Annotated in this window: 18 protein-coding genes; 12 read left to right on the top strand and 6 right to left on the bottom strand. The window is 55.7% G+C overall.

The features are described from left to right. Window positions 1–4 precede the first annotated feature (4 nt). Entirely contained in the window at window positions 5–1171 is a 1167-nt protein-coding gene (locus FIV00_RS11850; protein WP_152500939.1) for an MFS transporter, read from the top strand. Here FIV00_RS11850 and dgcA read toward each other — a convergent pair. Both dgcA and dgcN read right to left on the bottom strand, forming a co-directional pair. Then, window positions 1168–2151, bottom strand: a complete 984-nt coding sequence (gene dgcA / locus FIV00_RS11855) for an N-acetyl-D-Glu racemase DgcA (RefSeq protein WP_152500940.1) — start codon at window positions 2149–2151, stop codon at window positions 1168–1170. The two genes, FIV00_RS11850 and dgcA, sit on opposite strands and share 4 nt — an antisense overlap. Continuing rightward, window positions 2148–3161 carry an N-acetyltransferase DgcN gene (gene dgcN, locus FIV00_RS11860; RefSeq protein WP_152500941.1) on the bottom strand — a complete coding sequence of 338 codons (1014 nt, stop codon included), beginning with the start codon at window positions 3159–3161 and terminating at the stop codon, window positions 2148–2150. Before dgcN ends, dgcA begins: the two co-directional genes overlap by 4 nt. Before the next feature lie 122 nt (window positions 3162–3283). On the opposite strand from dgcN, the gene FIV00_RS11865 reads away from it, so the two are divergent. From FIV00_RS11865 to FIV00_RS11885, 5 genes are all read left to right on the top strand, one after another. Continuing rightward, window positions 3284–4432: an ABC transporter permease gene (locus FIV00_RS11865; RefSeq protein WP_152500942.1), complete on the top strand. Its 1149-nt coding sequence runs from the start codon at window positions 3284–3286 to the stop codon at window positions 4430–4432. A gap of 8 nt (window positions 4433–4440) precedes the next feature. Next, on the top strand, window positions 4441–5250 hold the full coding sequence (locus FIV00_RS11870; RefSeq protein ID WP_209006895.1) for an ABC transporter ATP-binding protein: 810 nt from the start codon (window positions 4441–4443) through the stop codon (window positions 5248–5250). A gap of 10 nt (window positions 5251–5260) precedes the next feature. Further along, window positions 5261–7255: an MlaD family protein gene (locus FIV00_RS11875; RefSeq protein ID WP_152500943.1), complete on the top strand. Its 1995-nt coding sequence runs from the start codon at window positions 5261–5263 to the stop codon at window positions 7253–7255. Between the two features lie 25 nt (window positions 7256–7280). After that, window positions 7281–7886, top strand: coding sequence for an ABC-type transport auxiliary lipoprotein family protein (locus tag FIV00_RS11880; protein ID WP_152500944.1), 606 nt, complete (start codon window positions 7281–7283; stop codon window positions 7884–7886). 152 nt (window positions 7887–8038) lie between these two features. Beyond that, complete coding sequence (locus tag FIV00_RS11885; RefSeq protein ID WP_152500945.1) at window positions 8039–8572, top strand: MarR family winged helix-turn-helix transcriptional regulator; 534 nt, start codon at window positions 8039–8041, stop codon at window positions 8570–8572. A gap of 123 nt (window positions 8573–8695) precedes the next feature. Here FIV00_RS11885 and FIV00_RS11890 read toward each other — a convergent pair whose 3' ends face one another. Then, window positions 8696–14206: an antitoxin gene (locus FIV00_RS11890; protein WP_152500946.1), complete on the bottom strand. Its 5511-nt coding sequence runs from the start codon at window positions 14204–14206 to the stop codon at window positions 8696–8698. A gap of 279 nt (window positions 14207–14485) precedes the next feature. On the opposite strand from FIV00_RS11890, the gene FIV00_RS11895 reads away from it, so the two are divergent. After that, window positions 14486–14800: a hypothetical protein gene (locus tag FIV00_RS11895; RefSeq protein WP_152500947.1), complete on the top strand. Its 315-nt coding sequence runs from the start codon at window positions 14486–14488 to the stop codon at window positions 14798–14800. Window positions 14801–14815: 15 nt separating this feature from the next. Here the strand turns inward: FIV00_RS11895 and FIV00_RS11900 are convergent, their stop codons facing one another. Further along, window positions 14816–15049: a hypothetical protein gene (locus FIV00_RS11900; RefSeq protein ID WP_152500948.1), complete on the bottom strand. Its 234-nt coding sequence runs from the start codon at window positions 15047–15049 to the stop codon at window positions 14816–14818. 5 nt (window positions 15050–15054) lie between these two features. On the opposite strand from FIV00_RS11900, the gene FIV00_RS11905 reads away from it, so the two are divergent. Further along, window positions 15055–15417, top strand: a complete 363-nt coding sequence (locus FIV00_RS11905; RefSeq protein ID WP_209006896.1) for an Hpt domain-containing protein — start codon at window positions 15055–15057, stop codon at window positions 15415–15417. 146 nt (window positions 15418–15563) lie between these two features. Beyond that, the gene (locus tag FIV00_RS11910; protein ID WP_152500949.1) at window positions 15564–15884 is read left to right on the top strand and encodes a 2Fe-2S iron-sulfur cluster-binding protein; all 321 of its coding nucleotides are present in this window, start codon (window positions 15564–15566) and stop codon (window positions 15882–15884) included. Window positions 15885–15997: 113 nt separating this feature from the next. Here FIV00_RS11910 and FIV00_RS11915 read toward each other — a convergent pair whose 3' ends face one another. Then, the gene (locus FIV00_RS11915; protein WP_152500950.1) at window positions 15998–17224 is read right to left on the bottom strand and encodes an MFS transporter; all 1227 of its coding nucleotides are present in this window, start codon (window positions 17222–17224) and stop codon (window positions 15998–16000) included. A 221-nt stretch (window positions 17225–17445) separates the two neighbouring features. On the opposite strand from FIV00_RS11915, the gene FIV00_RS11920 reads away from it, so the two are divergent. The 3 genes from FIV00_RS11920 (at window position 17446) to FIV00_RS11930 (ending at window position 21007) form a co-directional block, all read left to right on the top strand. Beyond that, window positions 17446–18237 (top strand): helix-turn-helix domain-containing protein, encoded by a 792-nt coding sequence (locus tag FIV00_RS11920; RefSeq protein ID WP_152500951.1) that lies wholly within the window; start codon window positions 17446–17448, stop codon window positions 18235–18237. Window positions 18238–18307: 70 nt separating this feature from the next. After that, complete coding sequence (locus tag FIV00_RS11925; protein WP_152500952.1) at window positions 18308–18736, top strand: universal stress protein; 429 nt, start codon at window positions 18308–18310, stop codon at window positions 18734–18736. Between the two features lie 267 nt (window positions 18737–19003). Continuing rightward, complete coding sequence (locus tag FIV00_RS11930; protein WP_209006897.1) at window positions 19004–21007, top strand: diguanylate cyclase; 2004 nt, start codon at window positions 19004–19006, stop codon at window positions 21005–21007. On the opposite strand, the gene FIV00_RS11935 is transcribed toward FIV00_RS11930, so the two are convergent. Continuing rightward, window positions 21004–22134 (bottom strand): hypothetical protein, encoded by a 1131-nt coding sequence (locus FIV00_RS11935; RefSeq protein WP_152500953.1) that lies wholly within the window; start codon window positions 22132–22134, stop codon window positions 21004–21006. The genes FIV00_RS11930 and FIV00_RS11935 overlap by 4 nt on opposite strands. Between the last annotated feature and the right edge of the window lie 12 nt (window positions 22135–22146).

A 22146-nucleotide genomic window follows, 5' to 3' on the forward strand; every position in this document is an offset into this window, starting at 1 on the left:
TTTCATGTCACACATTTCTTTCCCGATTGGTGCAAGAGTCTCTGCACTGTTTGCTTGCCATTTTTTTGGATTTGGCCTGTTCCTGCCGTTTTTCCCGGTTGTTCTCGGTTTGGAGGGCTTAAGTCCGGTTGAAATCGGATTAATTCTGGGAATCGGTACGATTTCTCGTATTGGAGCAAGCCCGATCCTTTCGAATCTGTCCGACAGGTCTGGCCAGCGACGTTTCTCGGTTATGATCTACTCTCTTGTGGGCGCGGGATTTCTTGCACTTTTCTTTCTCCCGGGCGGTCTTGTGATGCTCGGTGTCGCGGTCATCGGTTTTATGGTGATGAACGCTCCCATCGTTCCATTGAGCGATGCCTACGCGCTGGATGTTCAACGCAACACGGGGGCCGACTATGCGCGCATGAGACTTTGGGGATCAGCAGGATTTGTAGTTGCAACGCTTGCTGGTGGAGCGCTGACGTCAGAAGGGTCGGCCTGGCTGCTGGTTGTTGCGATTTGTGGCGCAAGCCTTGCCACATGTGCTGTGGTCATGAGCTTGCCAAGACAGCGACGAGATGAACACGCCGCTCAAGCGGATAGGGAGGACGCTCCGACACCCTTTCGAACGGTGTGGTTCTGGCCTGTCCTGATTGTTCTGGGGCTGTTTCAGGCCAGTCACGCCGCGTTCTATGGTTTTGGGACGCTCTACTGGCAAGCGAAAAATGTGCCCGACCTGGCAATCGGAGGGCTCTGGGCCATTGGCGTTGTTGCAGAAATCGGTCTGTTTGCAATCGCCGGCAAGTTGGCGCAGCGTTTTGATCCTCCGGTTTTCCTGTTTGCAGCCGGCGCGGCAGCGGTGGTCCGGTGGGGCTTGTTTCCGTTTGCCGAGACGCTGGAAACAATGGCGGCACTGCAACTACTGCATGGATTGAGTTTCGGCGCAGCACATCTTGGGGCCGTGGCTATTCTTGCCAAGGTCGTGCCCAGCCGGTGGGCTGGAACCGGGCAAGGTTTGTTGGCGACTTCGGTCGGCATACAGATGGCCATTGGACTGAGCGTCTGCGGGGCGCTTTATGATCTCAATCCAGACTGGCCATTTTACCTGATGGCTTTGGTGGCTCTTGCCGGTACGCTCTTCATGCTCGCGCTGACGCCGTTGGTGCGCCGACGCACGGAATTCGGCTAGCCCCAGAGTTCAGGCTGTGGCGGGTAAAGCGTACTTCCATCAAAATGAAGACCTGGAGACCGGTCACGGGCCAGGAGAAGAGGGCCATCCAGGTCTACAAAATCAGCACCCTGTGCAATCAGCACCGCTGGCGCCATTGCAAGGGACGTGCCGAGCATGCAGCCGATCATGACCTTGAATTCCATTGCCCTTGCTTCCTGAACAAGCTGAAGCGCTGCAGTCAGTCCACCGGCCTTGTCGAGCTTGATGTTGACCGCATCGTATTTCCGGCGGAGTTCGTCAACGCCTTTTCCAGGATGAAGGCTTTCGTCGGCGCAGAGCGTCACAGGATGATTTGCGTCTGCCAGCAACTCGTCACCTTTGGCGGGAAGAGGCTGCTCGATCAGGGCAACGCCTGCCGCCTTGCAAGCCGACATGTTTTTGTCAAAGCAGCCTTCGTCCCAGGCTTCATTTGCATCGACAATCAAGGTGCTGTTCGGTGCGGAAGCGCGAACAGCAGCTATGCGTTCGTCGTCTCCCGCACCTGCAAGCTTGACTTTCAACAGCGGGCGATGAGCAGCTGCTGCGGTCTTTTCCGCCATGATTTCGGGTGTGTCGACACTGATGGTGAAGGCCGTCGTGACAGGCTTCAAAGTACCCAACCCGGCAATCGTGGCAGCGGACCGGCCCGAACGTTTGGCCTCAAAGTCCCAGAGCGCGCAATCGACAGCGTTTCTGGCAGCCCCAGCAGGCATGGTCTTGAGCAAAGCCTCTCGCGACAACCCTTCTTTCAGAAGAGGGGCAATCTCCTCGACTTGCGTTTGAACGCTCTCAAGTGACTCTCCATAGCGAGGGTAGGGAACGCATTCGCCGTGGCCAGTCGATGTGCCGTCGCTTACGGTGACCATAACAACTTGTGCATGCGTTCGCGTTTCACGCGATATCTTAAACCCTCCGGCGATTTCAAACCGCTCGGCGACCAACTCAACTGACAAACTCATGGTGCACCAAACTCGGCAGAAACCTTGTCGACAATTGCTTCCATCCCAAACCGGACCGGGTCTGTTGCTGGCAGACCGTGTTTTTCGCCGATTTTCGCGAGATAGGCCTGTGCTTCGTCTTCGTCGAGCGCGGCTGTGTTTACCGCAATACCGACGCAGCGGATGTTCGGATTGGTCAATCGGCCACACTGGATGGTCAGGTCAATGACGTCCTGAATGCTTGGCAACGGGGTTTCGACCCCGCGCATTTTCGTGCGGGTCGGTTCATGGCACACGATGAACCCGTCCGGCTGTGACCCGTGGAGGAGACCGAGCGTGACACCGGCAAAGGAAGGGTGAAACAGGGACCCCTGTCCCTCAATGATCTGCCAGGAGTTGTCGTCTGTTTCAGGCGAAAGCCATTCGGCGGCACCTGCGATAAAATCGGCAATCACCGCATCCAGCGCTGTGCCTCGGCCGGAAATGAAGACGCCAGTCTGGCCGGTAGCACAGAACGAACTGTCGTAACCGCGGGCATTCATAGCCTTGTCCATTGCAAGGGCGGTGTATTTCTTGCCGACCGAGCAATCCGTGCCCACAGCGAGAATGCGCTTGCCAGAGCGTTTGGTGCCCTTGCCGGTGGCAAAAGTCATGGTGTTCAGCCGGACATCGTGCAGCTGGCGACCGTTTCTTTCTGCCGCCTCTTTGATGGCTTCAATATCGCCGAGCCGCACATGGAGGCCGGAAGCAACATCAAGACCTGAATCAAGAGCTTCAACGATGGAGGTCACCCAGTGATCCGGCAGCCGGCCCCCTGCGTTGACGGCTCCGATAACCAGTGTCTGTGCACCGGCAGCCTTGCCTTCACCGATCGACATGTCAGGCAGGCCCGTATCGGCCGCGCAACCTTGCAATCGCACCTGACCAACGCACCAGTCTTTGCGCCAGTCAACAATACCAGTCGCGGTCTTCGCCGCCAGGGCATCGGGAACGTCCCCAAGAAACAACAGATAAGGCCGGGCAATTTCCATGTGTTACGCTTTCAGGTGGCTGTTGGTAGAAATCGAAGCCTCCTTTATGAGGCCGTGACCTGATCTTTTCAATCAGGTATACGGAGGATGATTGAGTAGCGGCAAGGGGGCAGCCATCCGCAATGGCATTCCTGGAAAAGAACATTGCACCGGATATGGAGTTTGAAGCGGATGGTCCGGAGCACCAGTTTCTGGCGCTGTCGGGCGACTGGACCGTCAGCACAATCGGCGACGCTGAAAAGCTCATTGAAAAACTGAATGTCGGCAAGGATCGGCTGACCTGTATAGATGTTTCCAAAATTGAGCATCTGGATACGAGTGGTGCTTGGCTCATTCACAGGACGCGCGGCAGACTGGAATTTGAGGGACGCAGGGTCGGTTTGACGGGCGTTACACCCATTCGCCAAACGCTTTTCGATGAGATTGATCGTCATCACCCTCCGAGCTACCGGCCTGAAAGAAGTGTTTTTTCGATCGCCGGATTTTTGGAAGCCACCGGTCGTCAGATGGTTGATGCCGGCAAGGACGCCATGGCAATGCTCCACATCCTGGGGTCGCTCGGCTTGGTTCTGTCAACGGTGCTCTTGCATCCCAAGCGTCTGCGCAGCATTTCAATTGCTGTCCAGTTCGACCGAAGCTGTATCGGCGCTGTTCCGATCGTTGCTCTGATGAGTTTTTTGATCGGTGCCATTATTTCCCAGCAGGGCGGTTTTTATCTCAGGCAATTTGGCGCAGACATCTTTGTGGTTGATCTGGCCGGTATTCTGGTGCTCCGGGAAATCGGGGTTATTTTGACCGCGATCATGGTCGCAGGCCGTTCCGGTTCCGCGTTCACCGCGGAGCTTGGTGCAATGCGCATGCAGGAAGAGGTCGATGCGCTCCATGTGATCGGCCTCAGCGTGACGGAAGTTCTCGTCTTGCCACGTATTTTGGCGCTCATGATTGCGCTTCCGATTCTGACCTTTGTTGCCGACATGTCGGCGCTGTTCGGATCCGGGCTGGTGACATGGGCTTACCTCGATATCCCGCCAGCAGCCTTCCTCACGCAGCTTCAGGCAGCGATCACAACTGAAACGCTTGTTGTTGGACTTGTGAAAGCGCCGTTCATGGCGTTGATCGTTGGCCTTATTGCCTGTGTGGAAGGCCTGAAGGTCGAAGGATCTTCAGAATCGCTTGGCCGCCACACCACCATGTCCGTCGTGAAGGCGATCTTCCTCGTTATTGTTGTGGACGGGTTCTTCGCCATATTCTTCGCTGCGATTGGAGTATGATCCAGGCCATGACGCTGACTGCTCCTGTAAGTACTGAGAATACGCCTGCCGATACGAGTGAAGGCGCCGGCAATGTTCTGTCCGTTCGGAACGTCACCGTGGGGTTTGGCAGCAAGATCATTCTGCAGGATCTCGATCTCGACGTGCGTCGCGGCGAAGTGCTGGGCTTCGTCGGGGGATCGGGAACCGGGAAATCGGTGCTGATGCGCACGATTTTGGGTCTGAACCGCAAAAGATCCGGATCGATTTCTGTATTCGGCCATGACCTTTCTACAGCCAGCGTGAATGAACGTAAGGCTATCGAACGCCGATGGGGTGTACTTTTCCAGCAAGGCGCGTTGTTTTCGTCTCTTTCCGTCAAACAGAATATTCAGGTGCCGATGCGTGAGCACCTGAAACTGTCGCCACAATTGATGGACGAGTTGGCGACATTGAAACTGGAATTGGTTGGTCTGCCGCAGGATGCAGCCGACAAATTACCTTCCGAACTGTCCGGTGGCATGGTCAAAAGGGCCAGTTTGGCCCGTGCTCTTGCACTTGATCCAGATTTGGTGTTTCTGGACGAGCCGACGTCCGGTCTCGACCCGATCGGTGCGGCGGCTTTTGATTCGCTGATTGCAAACTTGAGTTCGACTCTCGGATTGACCGTTTATATGGTCACACATGATCTCGACAGTCTTCATTCTATCTGTGATCGCATTGCTGTTCTTGGGAAAAAGCGTGTTCTGGCCATCGGGACACTGGACGATATGATGAAAAATGACGATCCCTGGATTGAGGCGTATTTCCGGGGGCAGCGGGCGCTGCGCCGAGTATAGGTTGAACTGAATGGAAACCCGCGCGAACTACATCCTGATCGGTGCCTTCATGGTGGCCACCCTGATCGGTGCGTTCGGCTTCGTGTACTGGCTCGCCGTAACTGCTGAATCCAGACAGAATGTTGAGTTGAAGATTGTTTATCCCGGTCCCGTGACAGGATTGCCTGTCGGTGGTCAGGTGCTTTTCAACGGCATCAAGGTCGGTGACGTCAAATCCCTCGATTTTGCACCGGGCGACCCAACAAAGGTCGTCGCCACTGTCCGTATCAACCCGAATACTCCGCTGCACGAAGACACCAAGGCGACGTTGAATTTCACGGGTCTTACCGGTGTTGCATATGTCGACTTGAGCGGTGGGTCGAGTTCTTCGCCATTGCTGCTCAATCAGGAAAGCGAGCAGGTTCCGGTGATTTATGCCGAGCGCTCCTTCTTCGATGACATCGTCGATGGTGCCCGCGACGTTTTGAAACGTGCGGACTCGACGATGAAAACCATCGACGACCTGTTGAAAGAAAACCGCCCGGCGATAACCGAAATCATCACGAACGCCGAGACATTTTCAGCGGCACTGGCAGCCAATTCCGACGGCGTGAAGGATTTCATGGCCAGTATCGGAAAAGCATCCGATGCCTTCTCAAGTCTCGCCGGTCGCATGGAAGGGCTGGTTGACCAGGGAGAACGGTTGTTGGCCGCCGTGCCGTCCGACAAGGTTACGGCCATTGTTGACGACCTCACGGAGTTTTCCGCCAGCCTCGGCAAAGCCAGCAAGGATATTGACCTGTTGATGGCCGACGCCCAGGGAGCGGCCCAGGAACTGGAAAACTTCACAAAAAAGCTGAACGAAGGCCTGGATCAGGTCCACAAGGTTGTCGAGGCCGTCAAGCCGGAAGAAGTCGAGAAGGTCATGAAGGGCGCGGCCGCACTTGGCGAAGTGCTTGAAAAGCGCACCGGGGACATTGAAAAGCTGATCGTCTCGACCAGCGAGACGATGCACAATGTCAACGCAATCGTCGAAACCATTCAAAAGCAGGATGGTGCCATCAAGGAAATCATCGAAGGCGGACGCGACGTGGTGGTGAAAGTGGATGCCATCATGACACGCGGTGTCGAGATTGCCGCTGCTATTGACCCGCTCCAGATTGAAGAGGTCGTCAATTCCGTGAGTTCCTTCACCGAAGGCATGAATGCGTCTTTGGTGCGTGTTGATGAAATCCTGGCAAGCGTTGACCCGGAAACGGTTGAAAACGCTGTCGACGGTGTGGCCAGCGTGATCGACAATTTCAACAATCAGCAGAGCCAGATCAACGAGATCATCGCTTCCACCAAGTCAACGGTTCAGAATTTTGAAGCCGTCTCTGCGACTGTACGTGGTCAGGATGACCGGATTGCTGCATTGATCACCGATGTGCAGGCTGCTGCAGAGCGCTTTTCCACGACGCTTGAAACTGCAAACGAATTGCTGATTGCAGTGGATCCTGAAAAAATCGCCAACATCGTCGGGTCCGTCGAGACGACCGCCGCCGGTCTGGCCAATCAGGAAGACGGGATACCGGCGATCCTGGAGAGTGCTCGTCAGGCTGCGGACAATGTCGAACAGATGACCGCCAACCTTTCCAAGCGCACGCCTGATGTTGACCAGATCATCACCGATGCCAAACAGATGACGGCGACTTTGAACTCAACGTCAGTTCGGGTGGAAAGCCTGGTTGAGAAAGTGTCGACAATGGTGGACGGCGATGGTGAAGGCCTCATCAAGGAAGCAACGCTTGCAGCGCAGGCCATCCGGAAAGTGGCCGTGGCGTTTGAAAGCCGGGCTGATTCCATCGCGGGCGGTCTTTCAAAATTCGCCACCCAGGGTTCAACCGACTTTGCCTCCGCACTGGCGCAGCTCAACCGGACGCTGGTTTCCATTCAACGAGCAGCAGAAAGCTTTGAGCGCAGTCCCAACAGGGTGATCTTTGGCGGCGAGGATGTGCCGACCTACTCAGGTGGCCGGCGGCGCTGACAAAAAGATAAAGAAGGCGGGGTAAATGACAAAGGCAACCACAGACATAAGCCGTAGGCGCGTACTTGGCGCGCTCGGGCTTGGTGTGCTTGTGTCCGGTTGTACAAGCTCTGCGCCTTCAGCGTTTTACAGCATCGAGGCTGCTGATGTCGGTGGTTCGGCTGGCCGCTCGAGCAGGGTTCAGGTGCTTGTGGCTGCTCCCAGAGCGCTGAAGGCGCTCGATACAAGTTATATAGCGGTTGTCGACAAGGGACCGATCTACAGCTATTTCCCGAACAGCGCATGGGCTGACACCTTGCCCAATGTGGTCCAGTTGAAACTGGTGGAGACGCTCCAGAATACCGGCCGTCTGCGAGGCGTCGGGTTGCCCGGCGATGGTCTGTTGATCGACTACCAACTGCAGACGGAAATCAGGGCATTTGAACTCAAGGTCGAAGGTGCCAATCGCGGTGTTGTGGAGATTTCGGCCCGGGTGGTGAACGATCGCAATGGACGTACTGTCGCGACCAAGGTTTTCCGCGCGGAGACCCCGTCTGGCAGCACTTCGGTCGACAAGGCTGTTGAAGCCATGAACTCGTCAGCCGATCGCGTTTTTGCAGAGATGGCTGCCTGGACGCTTCGCAACGTGTGACGAGGGTTTTCAGTTCTCGATATTCCGCTTCAGCGAACAAGCTCACGCCTTCGCAGCCAGAAGCCTGTGTCATCTACAAGCGATCAAGTTGCAGATGTAACTAAGCCGCCTGTAATATGACCGAAGAAAACAACCCGGCTTAGTGGACAGCAATGAAAAGGTCACGCGAAACTGACGCTGACAAAGAAGGCAGCCTGACGAAAGGTCCCTGCAAAGATCATCAGCAATCTTCAGAGTTCGATCTGGAGAGTTTCTTTCCCTATCAGGTGCGTGTTTTTTATGCCGATGTCACAAGAGCGCTGGCAGCAATTTACCAGCGGGACTATGGCATGATGCCCGCTGAGTGGCGGATTATGGCGATCCTCAGTTCCGCGACGACTGGCTTGCAGGCAACAGAAATCGTGACGCGCTCCAGTATGGACAAAGTCGTTGTAAGTCGAGCTGTCAAACGCATGGAAGAACGCGGTTTTCTGACACGTGAAACCAATGCTGCCGATGGCCGAAGTTTTCTGCTTGAGCTTTCCTTTTCAGGCAGGGAGGTCTTTCAGGATCTCGCTCCGAAACTCAAAGCCGTCGAGAGACAGATGCTTGCTGGTTTGACCGATCAGGACATTGCAGACTTCCTGCGAGTGATTGATCGGATCAAGAGCAATCTTTCAGACCCGTCCGAAGGTCCCATCGCCTGATTGATTGAACAGCGACATCCGGTGCTTATCAGCGCTTGGCGAACTGATTTTGTTGCCATACGGGCTCATAGAAAAAGGGCGGCCACTGGCCGCCCTTTCGTGATATTCGAGGCTACAAGTTGATCAGTCGAGACGACCGCTTGCATGTGCCAGCATTGTATAGACCTTGCCGGTGTCGGAGGTCAGGTATGTCTGGCCTAGCATGTTGTCACGGTCGTTGCGGGAAACCTGAGCCAGCAATTGTTCGAAATCCGCAACATAGCGCTCTACTGCAGTCCGGAATTCAGGGTCGCGGGAATACTTCTGACGAATTTCGTCGAAGGTCTGCTGGCCCTGAAGGGTGTAGAGGCGGCGTGTAAACACGTGCCTTTCACCAGCGCGATAGCGGTTCCACAAGTCAATGAATGTCTCGTGGTCAATTGCACGTGCAATGTCGACGGAAAGCGAGTTGAGACTTTCAACAGTTTGCAGCGGTGTCCGGCTCATGTCTGTGTCAGAGCCGGCATCGTCGTCACTCGAGGCACGGCGCAAGAGATCCGCAACCCATCCTTTGCCGCTTGATCCGCCACTGGCAGCCGGGGCCGGTTTTTGACGGCGTGGCTCGGCCGGGCGTGTTTGCTGCGGGCGCTGCTCGCTTGCAGGCGCTACCGGAGCAAAGCTTGCCGGGGCAGCTTGCGGAGCTGGCTGTGGAGCCGGTTGCGGGGCGGGGGCCGCACTCGCCGTTGCTACCTGAGCTTGGGGCTTAGAGATATCCAGAGCATTGGACTGTTTTGCCACAATTTCCGAAAGCTCGGTCAGGGCGCGAATCTGCTCGTTGACCACCTTGCGGAGGGCTGCAGAAGACTCTTCCGCTTCATCCGGCAGATTAAGAACGCCCTGTTTGAGTTCGCTGCGCGTTGCTTCCAGCTCGTGATGCACTTCGCGTGCAACGTCACGCATGCGGCCGGCAGCATCGTTGAAGCGTTCGGAAGCGTCGCTGACGGTGCGGGTCATCTCAGAGATGATGTCATCCTGAGCCGACCGGATGGCGTCTCTTGCCTTCTGGCCTTCCATACCTGCCGTCAGGCGCATCGATTCAAACTGCTCGGCAACCTGTTTGGATGCAGCTTCTGCTGCTGCACCGAGCATGTTGGCCGCATCGCGGGCCTTGTCGTCAGCTGACTCAAGCGTTTCCGACAGCGTCTGCGTGAAGGACCGCATCAGCGTATCGACCGCCTCCGTTTTTGCCAGCAACGTGTCGGCAACATCCTCTATGGCTGTGCGACGTTCGGAAACACGGCTCTCCACGGAGCTGTTTGTGTCTTCCAGATGACGTGCAGCCTTGGTCAGTTCTTCTGACTGGTCGGTAAAGCGGCCGGTCAGGTTCCGGATATCGGCAAGGGTCGTGTCTGTGACATCCCGCAGATTGGAAACCTGTTCGCCGATCAGCGATGTTGTGGAGTTGGTTTCCTGCACGGCGCGATCGACGGCGGAGCGGAACTCGCCTGCACGACGTGCCAGATTGCCTTCCACTTCCGTCAGGTTCTCGCCAGCGACACTGACGATTGTCTGGAGGTTGGAGTTGGAGTCCTCGATCTTGTTGAGGATCTCGGTCACATCCGCTTCCAGCCTGCGCTTTGTGTCGGTAAGCAGCGTCGTGGCCTGATCGCTGCGCTCGTTGATGCTGGCAACAATCCGGTCGCCTGCTTCGACGAGCGACCGGGTCGCGTCGAGGCCAGTGTGGGCAAATGTGTCAGTGACATCGCGACCCTTGACGGTGATGGCCTCAAGGATGGCGTTGTGGACTTCCGAGAGACGGCCAGTGAGGTCGTTGGCACGGGTTTCGATCGCGTTGATCAACTCGTTGCCATCCGCGCCAACAATCTTGGCCAACTCGCCGGAACGTGCACCAAACGCCTCGTTCAAGCTGGTGGCCTTGCTCAGCAGCTCGTTTGCCACTTCGTTTCCACGGCCAACCAGAAGATCGGCGGCTTCCGCAACCGCGCTGTTGACGCGGGCGCGGACCATGCCAGCTTCGTTCGACATCTGGCCACGGATTTCTTCCAGTGTCTTTGCCAGGGTCAGGCGTGCCTGTTCGCTTTCCGCCGAAAGGTTGCCGGAGATTTCAGCAATCAGACCGGACAGTTCGCCGCGAACCTTCTCGCTTTCGCCGGTGAGGGATCCTGTGAATTCGGCCAGCGTGCCGGCATAGAGCGTGCGGGCTTTTTCGCTCTCGGCGCCCATGGCCCGTGCTGCATCGGTAACTGCGGCCAAAACCAGCTCGCGGATCTTGCCGCTTTCGCCGGACATTGCCCCGGTCGCCTGCTGCATTGCTGCTGTAACCGCATCAGCTGCCTTTTGGCTCTCGCCGGCCAGCACACCGCGCGCTTCGCCAACGGAGCCCAGAACGATCTGACGCATGCGATCGCCTTCGCCGGTGAGCTTCTCAGTCGCCTGGTTCAAGGCGCCGTCAACAATCTCAACGGTTTTCGTGCGCTCGTCGGCAAGGGTCTGAACAGCAGCTGTGACTGCTTCCTGAACCACATCGCGCAGACGGGTGCTCTCAGTGGACAGGGTTGCGCCAGCTTCGGAGATCACGGCCGTCAGGATATCCCGTGCACGCTCACTTTCTCCGGTGAGTGTGCCGGAGATGCTCTCCAGGCGTTCGTTGAGGAGTGTCTCCAGCTGCGTTGCGCGGCTGTCGAGTGTTTCAGCAACTTCGAACACCTTGGCACCAAGCGAAACGTTGATTTCCGCAATGCGCTCAGAAAGGGACTCAGTCAGTTGTTCACTCTGCTTGCCAAGGACGTTGCCGGCTTCAGCAAGTCTGTTGTCGAGCGCCGACGTCATTTCGTCCTGACCTTCCACAAAGGCCTGGGCGATTTCCTTGGTGCGGGAAATAAGCGTTTCGGAAATCTGACGCGCACGTGCATCCAGAGTTTCATCGATACGATCGGTGCCGCTGGTCATTGAAGCCGAAATGAGCTCTGCCTTGTCGGCCATTGCTGTCGCGGCACCATCAACACGTGTCGACAGGTTCTGACCGATTTCCTCGGCGCGGTCGGCAAGCGTATTGCCGGCAGATTCGATCCGCTGACCGAGTTGCAACGTGATTGCATCGGAGCGGTCCGCCAGAACGTCGGTGATGTTGCGGGTCTTTTCTTCCAGCGCTTCGCTGATCCCGGTCGTCCGGTTCTCGATGGCGTCGGACAGGATCTGGGTGCGGGCTTCGAGGGTTGCTTCAAAGGCAGCTGTGCGCTGATCCAGCGTCAGGTCCAACGTGTTGATATGGCTGCCTAGCGAAGAGTCCATCGTGGCGATACGCTCGCTAAGCGAACTGTCCAGAGATCCGACGCGCTGTTCCAACGATGCATCCATGGTGCTGATGCGGTCGGTGAGCGTTGCGTCCATGGTTGAGAAACGCTGGTCGAGAGAGGTGTCCATCGCGGTGAGGCGATTGCCGAGCGATGCGTCCATCGTGTCGATGCGCGATGCGAACGTCGTATCGAGTGTGGACAGGCGTGAATCGAGCGCTTCGGACAAAAGAAGCGTCTTGGTATCGAACGCGTCGACCAGTTGACCGCCCTTGTCGGTGACGATGGATTCCAGTTCGGTAAGCCGTGTTGAAAGGCCTTCTTCTAGTGCCAGTCCGCGTACTTCCAGTGTTTCTGCGATCTTGCCGCTGATCTGGTTGATATCACCTGCCACGCGGTCGCCGCGGCTGCCGATGAGTTCAGCCAGCTGTGTGCCGGTTTCAGCCAGTTTGTGTGTCAGGTTACCAGTCTGTTCGCCGAGGCTTGCAGCAAACTGAGTGGAGACGCCTTCCAGCGTGTCGCGGAAACCGACCGTCTGCTGCTCGAGCATGGTCGCCATTTCGTTGCTGCGAGCGGTCAAACGCTCATCAAGCTCAGCGCCATTGATCGAAATTGCGGTGTAGATCCGCTCGGAAATCGTATCGAGCTTCTCCGCCAGTTCACCACCGCGAACGGAAATGGTCTGGGTGAGAGAACCGGCCGTTTCATCCAGCTTGGATGCAATCTCACCGCCGCGCAACGACAGATCGACCACAATGCTTTCGCCTGTCCCGCGCAGGATTTCAGCAACCTCGGTTGAGCGGCTGGACAACGTTTCGACGATTTCAGCGCCCCGGATGGAAATGGTATCGGTGACTGCCTGACCTTTTTCGGAAATGCTGTCGACGACCCGGGTTCCCGTCTCCGCGAGAGACTGATCGAGCGTGTTGACGCGTGTGTCGACCGTGGACACCAGCTCTTCAGTGCGGGAGGTGATTGTGTCGATCAGGCGTCCTGACGTCAGGGACAGGTTTGCGTTGATCTCTTCACCGCGTTGGGTGATCACTTCGCCGACGGAATTGCCGGTTGTTTCCAGAGTAAGCCGGAACTCGTCCGCCTTGCTGCTCAACGTGTCGATCACCGACGTGCTGGACGTGGTCATCGTGTCGTTGATTTCGGTGCTGCGGGCGGAAAGTGTCTCAACAAACGTATTTGCGGTATCGGCAAACCGGTCGTTGACTTCGTTGCCACGTGTCGAGAGCGTTTCCCACATTGTGGAGCCGGTTTCGGCCAAGTTGTCGACCAGTTCATTGCCGGTAGTGGACAGGCGGGCAACATAGTCTTCTGCGCGCACTGTCAGGCTGTCGACCAGTTCGTTGCCGGAGGCATTCAGGGTTGCACCAAGAGATTCAATGCGCGAGTCGACGGTCGCGGTAAGCTCTTCCACGCGATTGTTGACTGCGTCAGTCAGGCGTTGAGTGGCCTGATCGACCGTTGTTCCCAGTTCACCGGATGTGTCGGACAGCTGTGAGGAGAATTTCTCATGCGCTCCGGCAATGGTTTCACGAACGCGCTCGGCATTCATGACGATGGATTCGCGCTGGCTGACCAGTTCCTCGATCAGGCCGCGGATTTTTAGCTCATTGTCATTGTAAGAGCGCTCGAGTGAGGAAACCTCGTTGTGCACGAGGACTTCCAGCTCGCTCGCGCGGGCAATCGCCCTTTCGATGCCGTCGCCCATGGCCGCTACTTCGCGGCGGATGGCCTGGCCGACACTGAGAATGGATTCCTTCGCCATGTCTTCTGGTTCAGCAAGGCGCAAGGCGACTTCGGTCATGCCACGGGCAACGATGCGCATTTCCTGCGCGCGCCAGATCATCATGGCCATGACAAAGAAGAAGATAATGGGGACGACAATTCCGACGATGGCCAGGATGACTTCCGGTGAAGACGTGAGTACCTGCGGATCAGTGAGCGAAGAGACCTTGTCGGAAAAGGCGGTCATGAAGAGACTGCCGCCGAGCGCTGCCCAGACGGCACTCAGGGCGAGAGCGCCCCAGAACGGTGCCGAAGAGGGGCGGCGCTGAAGTGCATAGATAAGACTGCCGATGTTCCGACGATCGTCATTGGCTGCCGGCGGTCGTCCGCCGCGACCACGCCTGCGGGACTGGCGCTCCTCGCGCTGGGATGACCGGTTGTCCGCCTGCTGACTGCGCGCTGGCTCTGCATCAGCTGCTGCGCTCGCCTCAGGTGCCGCTTCCGCAGTCCCGGCTTCAGGGCCACCGAAATCGAGTTTCAGGGCTTCTTCAACCGCAGACAGTGCCGCTTCCGCCGGATCTTTCGCCTTTGTCGGATTTGCCATTTAGGATCGCCTCACGTCCGTACTCATTACACACCGGTATTTCAGCGAAGCTGCAAAAGCAGCTCCAAACAGTACCTACCGGATGCGTCGCTTCTGGGGCTGTTGCACAGAATGCAACGCCACAAAATCTGTTCTTAGAGGAGGGCCGCCGCTGACCGACCGCGAACTTTCCGTTCGACGGTTCACTCCCCATCTTGCCGCATCAGTTACTGTAATGGCACAATCTCTCCTAACGAACAAGAAACGGCAATAGCGTGAGTCACTTAGGGGGCAGTTTGAATGCCGGAATCGAAGCAGGTCAGAGTGTCGAAAGACACTGAAAAAGGAGCAGTTTCCGCTTCGCTTAAAGCGGGTAATCTGACGGCTCCCCAAAAGCGTTGGTTGAAAAAAGGCCTTTCGCAACCGGGTGGCAAGCTGCCGCTCTTCGACGATAACGGGCGGGAAATTCCAGCCCGCACCATCCGTGCCTGCATAGAGGCAGGCTGGGCAGAGCCTTGGTTTTCCAACCCAATCAAGCCTGACTGGCTCGTTTGCAAGCTGACGCCTGCCGCGATTGATGTGCTTTCCGCAAGTCAAAAAAAGGGAAAAAGTTAACGGCGAAACCTGATTTCAGGAAATTGCAACTTCGGGGAAATGACGGAATTGCAAGGACTTTTTTAATCTCTCTTTAAGAGCTGACTGAAACTGCGTTAACCAAGATTTCAATTTTTTGGGGACATCAGCCGCTTCTGCGCCTTTGACGAGCTGATTTAACCCGGTGTTTGCGGCTTGGAGGGCACGCTCATTACCAGAAATTGCTTGCGGCCGGGTGCCGTCAGGCAGGTATTGAGTATTTTGGAGCACCCCTCATGGCCCCTTCATCCATGGCCCGCGTTGCCGGCCGGGTCGCACCGGAAGCACCCATCGATCTGGTGCAGCTGGCGACCAACACCCTTGGAAACCGTGATCTGGAAGTCCAGGTTCTGCACCTTTTCAAGTCACAGTCATGTTCCACGCTGGAACGGCTCGCTCAGGAAACGGACAAGTCGGTTCGGCTCGACCTTGTGCATACCCTTAAAGGATCCGCCCGTGCGATCGGCGCAGACCGCGTGGCCACCGTTTGCGAGAACCTTGAGGGCAAGATGCAATCGACAAAGGATGCAGCCACTGAAGGTCTTGTTGCAGCGGTGGACGAGGCCAACAAGTACATCAGGGATCTGCTGGAAGGGTAGGCGGGAGCCCGCCAAGCGCTGAGCACGATCCAAGCGGTCGATTTCGTCGCATGCACACCTCTGAGGTCTGCATGGTCCTTGACCTTTTGCACGGAAGCTTTATTTCGGGGCAGCTGGAACCGCAATCTAGGGCTTGGACGCGACATATGCCAAAGATCACTTTTATCACCGCAGACGGAAACCGGACCGAAGTTGAAGCCGCCGAAGGCTCCACGGTGATGGAAAACGCTATCAAGAATATGGTGCAGGGCATCGAGGCCGAGTGCGGTGGCGCGTGCGCCTGCGCAACCTGCCACGTTTATGTCGATGATGCCTGGTCTTCAAAGACCGGTTCTCCGGAGCCGATGGAAGAAGACATGCTGGACTTTGCGTATGACGTGAAGCCGACTTCGCGCCTTTCCTGCCAGATCCAGGTGTCTGCAGAGCTGGACGGACTGGTTGTCCATGTCCCTGAACGGCAGGCCTGATCGTTCGTCTTCGCGCGATCTGTTTTCAGTGTTTGATTGACGATTTTCGGGTCACGGGGCCGCGATAGACGCAGCCTCGAACTCGCTGTTTGTGTCAGCTTGTCCCAGGTGCGTTATTCGGCCGGCTGGGCTGATTGCTTGCGAAACCAGAAATCGACCTCATTGCCTTCATCCGGATTGCTCGGGATCATCGTGGCCAGGAACAGGCTGATTGCAGCCATTGCGGCACCGGCCAGGAAAACGGCTGCTGGCGAAATGAGCCAGATGAAACCGAACAGCACCGGTATGAACACCGCTGCAATGTGGTTGATGGTGAAGGCAACACCGGCGGTCGGGGCAATATCCGCCGGATCACCGATCTTCTGGAAATAGGTCTTGATCGCGATCGCAATCGCAAAGAACGCATGGTCGATCACGTAGAGGCTTGCCGCCAGTGTCGCGTTGGTCACGAAGGCGTAGCAGACAAAGACCCCGATCAGACCGATATATTCCAGAATCAGCGCCTTTCGCTCTCCAAAACGTACAATCAGCTTGCCGATCTTCGGGGCCAGAACCATGTTGAATGCGCCATTGAGCAGAAACAGAGCAGCCACTTCGTGGACGTCATAGCCGAAACGTTCGACCATGAGGAAACCGGCAAAGACGGTAAAAATCTGCCGGCGGGCACCGGCCATGAAGGTGAGGGCGTAGTAGAGCCAATACCTTTTTCTCAGAATAAGCTTCTTGTGCTGCGGCACGCCTTCCCGGAAGTGCGGGTAGGCCATCACCAGAAAAGCAAGCACAACAAGGGTCAATCCACCCGCTATTGCGAAGACGGTCGCAAACGACAGATCGAATGTCTTCCACGCAATGAAGATCAGGCCATAGGCGATTAGCTGAGCAAACGCACCGACTGAGATTATCTTGCCCAGGCTTGCTGCTGCCGTGGCCTTGGGCAGCCACTGCAGAGACAGCGACTGTGCCATCGTCTCGTAATAATGGAAGCCGATCGACATGATCAGCGTGGTTATGTAAAAGCCCATCGCTGTTGGGAAATAGCCGGTTATGGCAACCCCGAACCCGAGCAAAAGCAAGGATACATAGGCAAGTGTTTGTTCGCGCATGACGAAGAGCAGATAAACGGCCAAAAAACTCAGGAAGCCCGGGATCTCGCGGATGGATTGCTGAATTCCGATCTCGCGGCCAGAGAAGTCCAGCTCATTGACCGCAAAATTGTTCATCAGGTTCCACCAGGCAGCAAAGGAAAGCTGCATGGCCCCGGCCATGATCATCAACAAGACAACAGGAGAGCGCCAACCCGTGATTTCATTTGGGTGGGCATTTTGCGTGAAATAGGTCATTCAGAAACCGTCGAGGAGAAACTGTCCATCAGCGAAGTGACTTGCTTCTAACTTCAAAAAGAAACTGCGTGTTAGCGCTGTTTTGTCATGATATGTTTCCGAGTTGCCAAAACTGCCGCATGAAACAAGCTTCACGACTGCCTCAACCACAAGGAAATGAGGTGTCAAGACGTGTTCGGGCAGCGCATTCTTGAAGCTCACCGACTGATTGGAGATCGTACATGGCCATTCATCCGGAGTTGTCAGAGTTTCCGGTAGGAGCTGTTTCGGGTCCGCTCATTGGTTATGCCAACAGCGCCCCCGCCGGCATAGGTCACAATGGCTGGCATTCGCACGACAGCGCGCAATTGTTTCACGTGGTCAAGGGATCGATTGCAATCGACACCGAGATGGGCACGTTCTTTGCGCCTCCAGAGCGTGCGGTCTGGTTGCCTCCACGTGTGGAGCATCAGACGAGATACCTCACCGAGACCGAGATACGGTATGTTTATGTTCAACTTGATTACGCAAGAGATCTGCCGACCACACCTCAGGTGATACAGGTGACCACGCTGCTCAGAGCCTTGATTTTGGAGTTCATGTCCTACCCGAGATCTGAAACCGAAGGCGGTCCGGCGGGCCGACTGGCAGCGGTGATTTTGGATCAACTCAAGATGCTGCCGGCCGCCCCCTTGCAGTTGCCGATGCCGCAGGACGCAAGGCTTCGGGATTTGTGTGAGGCGGTGGTCCGTTGCCCGGCGCATATTCCTTCGCTTGAAGAAGCCGCCGGCCGTTGCGCCACATCCGTTCGCTCTTTTGAAAGGCGGATCAAGACAGAGACCGGTTTGAATTACCGGACCTGGTGCCGTCAGGTGAAGCTGTTCAGAGCGCTCGAACTGCTTGCTGCAGGGCGCAGCGTCTCAGATGTTTCGCATAAACTCGGCTATGAAGGGCCGAGTGCATTCGTTTCAACATTCAAGAAAGCTTTCGGGGTAACGCCGGGCCGCTATTTTGGGGACCTTTCAGGGGATTGATCTGCCTCATGGCGAATTGTGCCATGGAACGCCAAGAGTATGGCAACACCACTCTTCAGGGAGACTTGCCATGTTCAAGAAAATCCTCGTTCCCGTCGATCCCGGCGAACCCGCATTTGCAGAGCAAGCGCTTGCAAAAGCTGCACAAATGGCGCGCGACTATGGTTCCAAGATCCATTTGATGGCGGTCTGTCCGGAAGTGCAGAGCTTTGTTGCCAGTCAGCTCCCGGATGGCTGGCAGGAGAGAGAATTCAAGGAAACTGCAACGGTACTTGAGCAGATCGGTTCGAAACTGGATGTCCCGGAAGGAACAATCGACCTGATGGTTCGAATGGGGTCCGTCTATCATGAGGTGATTGAAGAGGCGACGAAGTCGGACTGCGATCTCATTTTGATGACGTCGCACAAGCCTGGCTTGTCAACATACTTCATCGGTTCCAACGCAGCACACATCGTCCGTCATGCGCCATGTTCGGTGCTGGTTTTGCGCAGCAGCTGACGACCCGACACCAGCTTAATGATGATGACCCGGAGTGCGCCGCTCTCGATGCGAGAGGCGGCGCATTCTTCGTTGGACAGGTCTTTCCTTCATACTTGTCGAGGATGAGGAAATTACTTTTGCTGTGTAGTACTCAGAAATAAATTGTTAATGATGATTTCGATGGTTTTGAAATTTTAGGTAAAATTGTCACCTTCCTTTTCAGCGTTACATAAGTCAATTTTAACAACTTTAAGTAAAGCTCCGCGCGCTTATATGGAGTTAAAGATGCGCATGCGTTCGGCTTTTCGTTATTCAATCACCGCCAAATTGTTGGGTATTGTCGCGATCTGTGTCGGGTTTGTTGTCGCCGCGTCGGGTGTTGGGGTCTATCAAATCCGGAAAATCGGCCAGGAAATTGAGTTCATCGCAGAAGCCGAGGTTCCGCTGACGGATGCAATCGGTCACGTTACGGCCCACAGGCTTGAGCAGACAATTCTTGTCGAACGTCTGATGAGAATGAGTTTGATCGGCATCGAAGGCCGGGAAGTCGGAAGCGAAGAGGAACGGGCCCAGACAGAAGCCAGGCTCCTCTACCTGGGTGGGAAGATAACCAGCGAATTCGCCGACGTTGCCGAAATTGCCGAGCAAGGCATTTCACTTGCGAGCACAGAGGCACAGGTCACGGAATTTCAGACCGTTCTGAAAACCATCAGAGCGATCAGTCAAGAGCATGAAGACTACTCCGTTGCGATTTCCAAAATACTGAGCAAGTCCAAACGAGGTAACAGCCTTGAAGCGGAGAAACTGCTGCAGCAGGTGAGCGGAACTCATTCCAAGTTCAATATGGAACTGGAACAACTTTTGTTCCGCGTGCAGGCGCTTGCCGAAAGCGCAGCAAAAGCGGCGGCTAAGCACGAGCAGAATGCCATACGTTTCACGATTCTGATTTCGTTGGGCGCGGCCGGATTTTCCGTCCTGTTGGCAATGTGGCTAGGACGGTGGGCAATCGGTGTACCTTTGCTTGAAGTCGTGAATGCCCTTCGCCGACTTTCCAGAAATGACTTTGACGCTGAATTGCCCGTGGACCGGAATGATGAAATCGGGGATATCGGCCGCGCTTTCAAGGCTTTCAAGGCGCATCTGATCAGAGTCAAGGAACAGGAACGCATTGAGATTGAAAGACAGGCGGAGCTGACGCGGGAAATTCGCCTTTTGTCCGAGCTGAACGAATGGCTGCAGTCGAGCAGCTCGCTGGACGAGCTGTTTGAAATGGTCAGCCTGTTCATGACCAAATTGCTGCCGAGCAGTGCGGGCGCCGTCTATGTTTACTCAAACTCGCGCGATGTGCTGGACGGAGCCTGTACCTGGAATGGCGGTATCCTGGAAGCGCATATTCGCCCCAACTCCTGCTGGGGACTGCGTCGTGGCAGGCCCTATATCTACGGCGACAACGAAGTCAGTTTCCGCTGTAGCCACGTCGCTCCAGATCTTGAAGACGATGTGTATCTCTGCTTGCCGATCCTGGCACATGGAGAAACCGTTGGTTTGATGCATCTTTCTCCGGCTGCTGGCGCTAGCGATGAGGACTTTCTATCTCAGCGTAAACTTGCCCAGATGGCCGCAGAGCAAGTGAGTCTTGCAATCGCGAATACGCGCATGCGCGATGAACTTCACAACAAGTCGATAAGAGATCCTTTGACAGGCCTCTTCAACAGGCGGCATTTCATTGATGTGTTGAGATCAGGGCTTGAACGCTCTCAGCACAATGGACAACCGATCTCACTGGTTTCGATTGACGTCGATCACTTCAAGAAATTCAACGACAACTATGGTCACGATGCAGGTGACATGGTGTTGCGTGCGGTTGGATCGACGTTGGAAGAAGTCTGTGATGGCGAACAAATGCCGTGCCGTTTGGGCGGTGAGGAATTCATGGTTCTTCTTCCCGAGACATCCCTGTCTCACGCCGAAGACGTTGCCGAAATGGTCCGGGTTGCTATTGAAAAAATCGTGGTGCGTTACGGCGAAAAAAGCCTGCCGAAAATCACGGTTTCATGCGGTGTTGCGGGGTATCCAAACCATGGGCGCATGCCTCAGGATCTTATGAAGTCCGCAGATGATGCTTTGTACCTTTCCAAGGACAATGGCCGGAACCGTGTCACGGTTGCCAGATCTGATTTTGATGAAACGGAAGACGATCTTGAGCTCCTGAGGGAAGATGCTGCACAAGACCAGGAGACCGTTGCAAAAAAACAAGGCGATGTCGCACACAAGGAAAATGCTGCCTAAGCTTTCCGGGTCAGCAGCATGGCAACCCCAATGTAGCGGAACGGATATGCGTCCGGGTTCGCCATCAGCAACTCCAGCGCCTTGGTGTAAACCTTGTTAACGAGCTTGTCCCGTCCGGGGCTGTCAGGCAGGGCATTTCTTAAAACGGCTTCGGTAAATGCGCGAAAGAAATCGACGTATTGCGCTGCGTACTCTGTCAGATTGCCGTTTCGCTGAAACGCTTCGTTGAATGGAACCGGCACTTCATAGGACATGCTTTGTTCGAGCTTGAACAAGTCTGAAACCGCGTATGAGGGATCGGTTGCAGGAGTGGTCAATTCTTCCAGCGACCTCATGTAAACGGGCTGGTAATAACGCGCATAGGCATCTCTTGAGATTTCACCGTTTTCAACGAAAGCCAGAACCGCGTCATTGAGCAAGTCATAGATACCGTCGCTGGTGCTCGCATCACTGTCACGTCCAAAGACCTGAGCGATCAGTTTGCCGCCGGGAACCAACTCACGAGCACGGACTTTTAAGAAACTGGCGACGTCCTGTTTGGCAAGCTCGGCAAATGTCTGGTGATCGGTTTCGGAAACTTTCCCGTTTGACCGCACGGCGCTTGGGCCATTTGGAAAAATGTAATCAGGCAACTGTGACAGGGGACGGCGCGAGAGGAAGCCAATCGCATTGAAAGTTGTCGCCAGATGAAGAGAGCCATCGGGAACCAGCTGGTCATACATGGAGCCCGCCACAACGCAGGAAAAGACCTTTTCGCTGCCAAATACGCTCCGGCCATCTGAGCGAATGTTCAAGAGCAGCTTTGAAAAGTCGTTTGTCGGCAGATCCGAGTGGATCGTCTGGATGGAACGTGGTGTGCGAGGCAACAAGGTATCGAGCGCTTCAGCCATGACCGCAATGGAATTGTGCCCTTCTGAGCAGCCGAAGTCGGCAAGCCTGATCGTCCCATCACCTTCACCTTCAACTTCAAGAGTTGCCATTGCATTTGTGATGAGTGGAAAGACAGCTTCAATCGCACGCCATTGAGGCGCTGAGTTCTCATCATAGAAGCCGCCGCCCACCATCCCGGTTGTCGTGGCATGCGAGGCTTGTGTCGCTTTCGTGGATTGTCTGTCCGTTTCCGTCACGCAATTCACTCC

The sequence above is a fragment of the Labrenzia sp. THAF82 genome, assembly GCF_009363435.1.
Lineage (GTDB): Bacteria > Pseudomonadota > Alphaproteobacteria > Rhizobiales > Stappiaceae > Roseibium > Roseibium porphyridii.